Origin of the sequence: Fibrobacter succinogenes (genome assembly GCF_902779965.1) — a bacterium.
GTDB classification, from domain to species: Bacteria; Fibrobacterota; Fibrobacteria; order Fibrobacterales; family Fibrobacteraceae; genus Fibrobacter; species Fibrobacter succinogenes_F.
This window is the reverse complement of sequence record NZ_CACZDK010000068.1, coordinates 1-4,055: the sequence shown is the minus strand read 5'-3', so window position 1 is coordinate 4,055 and position 4,055 is coordinate 1. Positions and strand designations below refer to the sequence as shown.

The window sequence follows — 4,055 nt, the reverse complement described above, 5'->3', positions numbered from 1 at the left end:
ACGCGAGCCACGTCAGACGGGAGAGAACGGAACAAGTAGCAGTTTTCCTTCTTGGCGAGCTTCGTTGCGAGGCCGGCCTTGACGCACTTCTGCATGAGGGCATCATATTCTTCCTGAGAACCATCGACGACAACGACGTTGTCCGGTTCGCACATGGCAATCATTTCATTCACCCAAGTACTGATTTTCGGGTGCTTGATATCGTTAAGAGTAAGACTCATTATGAGCTCCTATTGGTTTAACGTGTTAGATTTCGAGATATTTCGAACGCGCTACAAGATAGCAAAAAATATGGGTATTGGTCAATGATTTTAGTGATTAGTGGTTAGTAAACGGTAGGCGGTAGGAAGTAGACAGTAGGAAGTAGACAGTTGGAAGTAGACGGTAGGAAGTAGACGGTAAGAAGTTGGAAGTAGGAAGTAGGAAGTTGGAAGTTTTATGATTGTCATGCCCGACTTGATCGGGCACCACCCTTTCAAGAACGGCATTACCTAGTACCTAAAAACTTAGAACTAGTAACTCGCCCGCAGACCTGCACATCCGGATAGAAATTTTGCCGTGAAACAAATGTATATTATTAAACAAAATTGTCATCCTGAGCTGTCTTCGCTCGAAGCGAAGCGTAGGGGAACCATAATTTCTCGAATGGCACTTGTCGAAGGATCTAGGTGTTTTATTTATGATTACAACGATTATTCTTACAATCCTTTTTATTTTGGGCGATGCCGGTGTCCTGTTTTTAAGCCAAGAGAGCTTTGGCAAACTCCCGCAAGGCAAGCGCCTGGAGTGCGTCAAAAAGTCCCCGCATTACGATGGCAAGCAGTTTGTGAACGAAGAAAAAACGGAATTTATGACCGGCAACAAGAGTACGCTCACAGTCTGGCGCGAATTCATGTTCAACAAAAAGAAGAACACAGTTCCAGATACCGCTCTGCATGCAATTAAGACCGATTTGAAAAAACTCCCGAACGACAAGGATTGGATTGTCTGGTTTGGGCATTCGTCATACCTTTTGAATCTTTCCGGCAAAAAAATTTTGGTGGACCCCGTATTTTACAAAGGTTCCCCCGTCAAGTTTGCCAATAAGATGTTCAAGGGTACGGACATTTACAAGCCTGTTGACATGCCGGACATCGATGTTCTCGTCATCACCCACGACCATTGGGACCACTTGGATTATGAGGTGGTTACGGAGATGGAACCGCGTGTGAAGAAAGTTGTAACCGCACTTGGCGTGGGCTCGCATCTGGAATACTGGCGCTACCCCGTGAGTAAACTTATTGAACTTGACTGGTGGGAAAACGCGCAACTTGGCGACAGCACCCGCATTACGGCAACGCCCGCAAGGCATTTCTCGGGCCGCGATTTGCACAAAAACAAGACGTTTTGGGCTTCGTTTGTCTATGAATCGCCCAAACGCACGATTTGGATTGGCGGCGATGGCGGTTATGGAAAGCATTACGCCAAAATCGGGACGAAATTCCCAAATATCGATTTAGGGATTCTTGAAAACGGGCAATACAATCCGGACTGGGCGCAAGTGCATACGATGCCGGAATTCTTGGGGCGCGAAATGACGGAACTTGGAGCCAAGCGCTACTTGACCGTTCACCATTCGAAGTTTTGCCTGAGTAAGCACCCTTACGACGAACCGCTGGAAAATGCAAAAAAGGCCGCCAAGGAATCTGGCAAGCCTTTGCTCATGCCTAAAATCGGTGAAGCTGTGTATTTAGATTAAGCTCAAGTTGCACTTAGTCATCCTCGAACGAAGTGAGGGGATCCATAATTTTTTAACCCCCGCGCATAGAGGTGCATCTCGTCATTGCGAGCGAAACGAAGCAATCTATTGCTATACCCCGCGCATGTCGGGGTCCCACACGACTTTATGCAACTGCACTTGGAAGCGTGCGTTGTTTTGCGTCATGACCTTGCTACCCACCATCCAATTGACTATTTGCTCGTTGGTGAGCTTGCCCCATACCGGCGACACAAAGATGTGCGGCATATTATCAGGAGTCGTTAGCGAGAGTCGCGCGACAACGTCTTCCGCTTCTTGCAGGTCTTCGACGCTTCCGACAACAAACTTGAGCACGTCATTTTCACCGAGCGTTTCGATGTTTTCCATCTTCATTTGGGCAGACATGCCGCTGCTTTTGCATTTCCAGTCCATTGTGTAGAAGAGCCCTGGCAACCGCCATTTGCAAGGGACCGTGCCGTTCGTTTCCACATTGACTTCAAAGCCCGCTTCACTAAGCGCGGTGAGCAAATCTTCAACGCCTGAATGAATCAGCGGTTCGCCTCCGGTGAGCGTCACGCATTTTACGCCAGATTCTGCGCGATATTCTTCAACCGCAGCGAGAACCTCCCCCACGTTCATGAACCAAAAATCTGAACCTTCGACAGCATACATCGAATCGCAATAGCTGCAGCGCAAATTGCAGCCGTGCAGACGCACGAACGAAGCCGCCTGCCCCATGCGAAGGCCTTCGCCTTCGATACTTTTAAAAATTTCGCAAACTTTCATATAAACTCAAAAAGTCTCTCGTCAATTGCGTCATTCTGACGCCGTAGGCGGAAGAATCCAGTTATTTTTTTAACTTCACTGGATCCTTCGCTATGCTCAGGATGACTAATTGCGGGATTATTGTTTAACAAGGCTTTAGATTCACCCGCTAAACTTCGTACTCGACGGTATTGCCTTCGCTTTCCTGGACCTGCACCTTGTAGCAATGCGGCACCTGTTCGCAAATCCAGCGCGCCATATTCTCCGCCGTCGGATTAAAGTCCACCACATCGTTCAAAAATTGATGATCCAGCTTGCCGTGGACAATTTCCTTGATGTGCGAAAAATCGACCACCATGCCGTTTTCGTCCAGCGTTTCGGACTGGCAGAACACCGTGATAATCCAGTTGTGGCCATGCAGACCTCGGCACTTGCTTTCGTACGGGAGCGAGAGCTTGTGAGCCCCAGAAATTTCAATACGCTTGATAACTCTGTACATATTACGCCTCGTATTCCGTTGTGTCGTTGATGCCCGCTTCGGCGAGAGCCGCCTTGCGTTCCAGGCAGGTTGCGCACTTGCCGCAATGGATTTTGCCACCCTTGTAGCACGACCAAGTTTCGCTATAATCTAAACTGAGGACTTTGCCTTTGCGAGCGATATCCGCCTTGGAAATGTTCGTGTACGGAGCATCAATCGTGATGTTTGCGTATGTGCCCGCCGAAATTGCCGCCGACATGTTCTTCACAAATTCCTCGCGGCAGTCCGGATAAATAGCATGGTCGCCAAAGTGGTTCGCCATCATGACGCGCTTGAGATCACGGCTTTCGGCAAGCCCTGCCGCCACAGAAAGCATGATGCCATTGCGGAACGGCACCACCGTCGATTTCATGTTCTCATCGGCGTAAGTCCCTTCTGGGATGGCATCGGCACCCGAAAGGAGCGACGACGTAAAGTAATCGTGCATGAACTTGAGCGGAATCGTAATGTGCGGAATCCCGAGCTTTTCGCAATGCATGCGTGCAAAAGGAATTTCTTTGTCGTTGTGATTGCTGCCGTAATCAAACGAAACGGCTAGCGCAATATCGGCGGCACGTTCGTAAAGCAAGGTCACGCTGTCCATTCCACCGGACAAGACCAGCAGTGCGTCTTTCATAAAATCTCCTAGTTTTGTTTAAAGTCAGGATGGGTTTCGAACTGACTAATGATAAAGATAGAAATTTTGCTAAATTGTTTCAATAAAAAAGTTGGGTATATGGACGAGGTTTAGAATGAGAAAGTTCAAGTACAGCATTATTGCATCCATTATCTTATCCATTGCCCTAGTCGCTTGCGGTGGCGACAACGGTACATCCGCAAACGATGATGTGGAAAAGTCATCATCGTCTTCTGAAAAAGTCTCCTCTTCTTCTGTCATTCCCGCTTCAAGCGGGAATCGCCCTTCAAGTAGCAGTAAAAGTCACAAGCCACCCCTAAGAGGGGTGGCTTGCTTTGCCCCTAGAAGGGGCTGTTACTGCCAGCGCCTTAATGACGCTGGCTTTCTCTTCGTTCAAG

4 protein-coding genes and 2 pseudogenes are annotated in these 4,055 nt (G+C 48.4%); 2 read left to right on the top strand and 4 right to left on the bottom strand.

Annotation, left to right across the window (positions count from 1 at the left end; all coding sequences use genetic code 11):
* A pseudogene (locus HUF13_RS17025) lies at positions 1-221 on the bottom strand (phosphoenolpyruvate carboxykinase); the annotation flags it as partial.
* 458 nt (positions 222-679) lie between these two features.
* On the opposite strand from HUF13_RS17025, the gene HUF13_RS17020 reads away from it, so the two are divergent.
* On the top strand, positions 680-1,738 hold the full coding sequence (locus tag HUF13_RS17020; protein WP_173476216.1) for an MBL fold metallo-hydrolase: 1,059 nt from the start codon (positions 680-682) through the stop codon (positions 1,736-1,738).
* Between the two features lie 111 nt (positions 1,739-1,849).
* On the opposite strand, the gene HUF13_RS17015 is transcribed toward HUF13_RS17020, so the two are convergent.
* The 3 genes from HUF13_RS17015 to queC form a co-directional block, all read right to left on the bottom strand.
* Positions 1,850-2,524 (bottom strand): radical SAM protein, encoded by a 675-nt coding sequence (locus HUF13_RS17015; protein ID WP_173476215.1) that lies wholly within the window; start codon positions 2,522-2,524, stop codon positions 1,850-1,852.
* A 148-nt stretch (positions 2,525-2,672) separates the two neighbouring features.
* A complete protein-coding gene (gene queD / locus HUF13_RS17010) occupies positions 2,673-3,002 on the bottom strand; it encodes a 6-carboxytetrahydropterin synthase QueD (protein WP_173389959.1) in 330 nt (109 codons plus the stop codon).
* A gap of 1 nt (position 3,003) precedes the next feature.
* Positions 3,004-3,657 (bottom strand): 7-cyano-7-deazaguanine synthase QueC, encoded by a 654-nt coding sequence (queC, locus tag HUF13_RS17005; protein ID WP_173476214.1) that lies wholly within the window; start codon positions 3,655-3,657, stop codon positions 3,004-3,006.
* Positions 3,658-3,772: 115 nt separating this feature from the next.
* On the opposite strand from queC, the pseudogene HUF13_RS17000 reads away from it, so the two are divergent.
* Positions 3,773-4,055 (top strand): annotated as a pseudogene (locus HUF13_RS17000) (hypothetical protein); the annotation flags it as partial.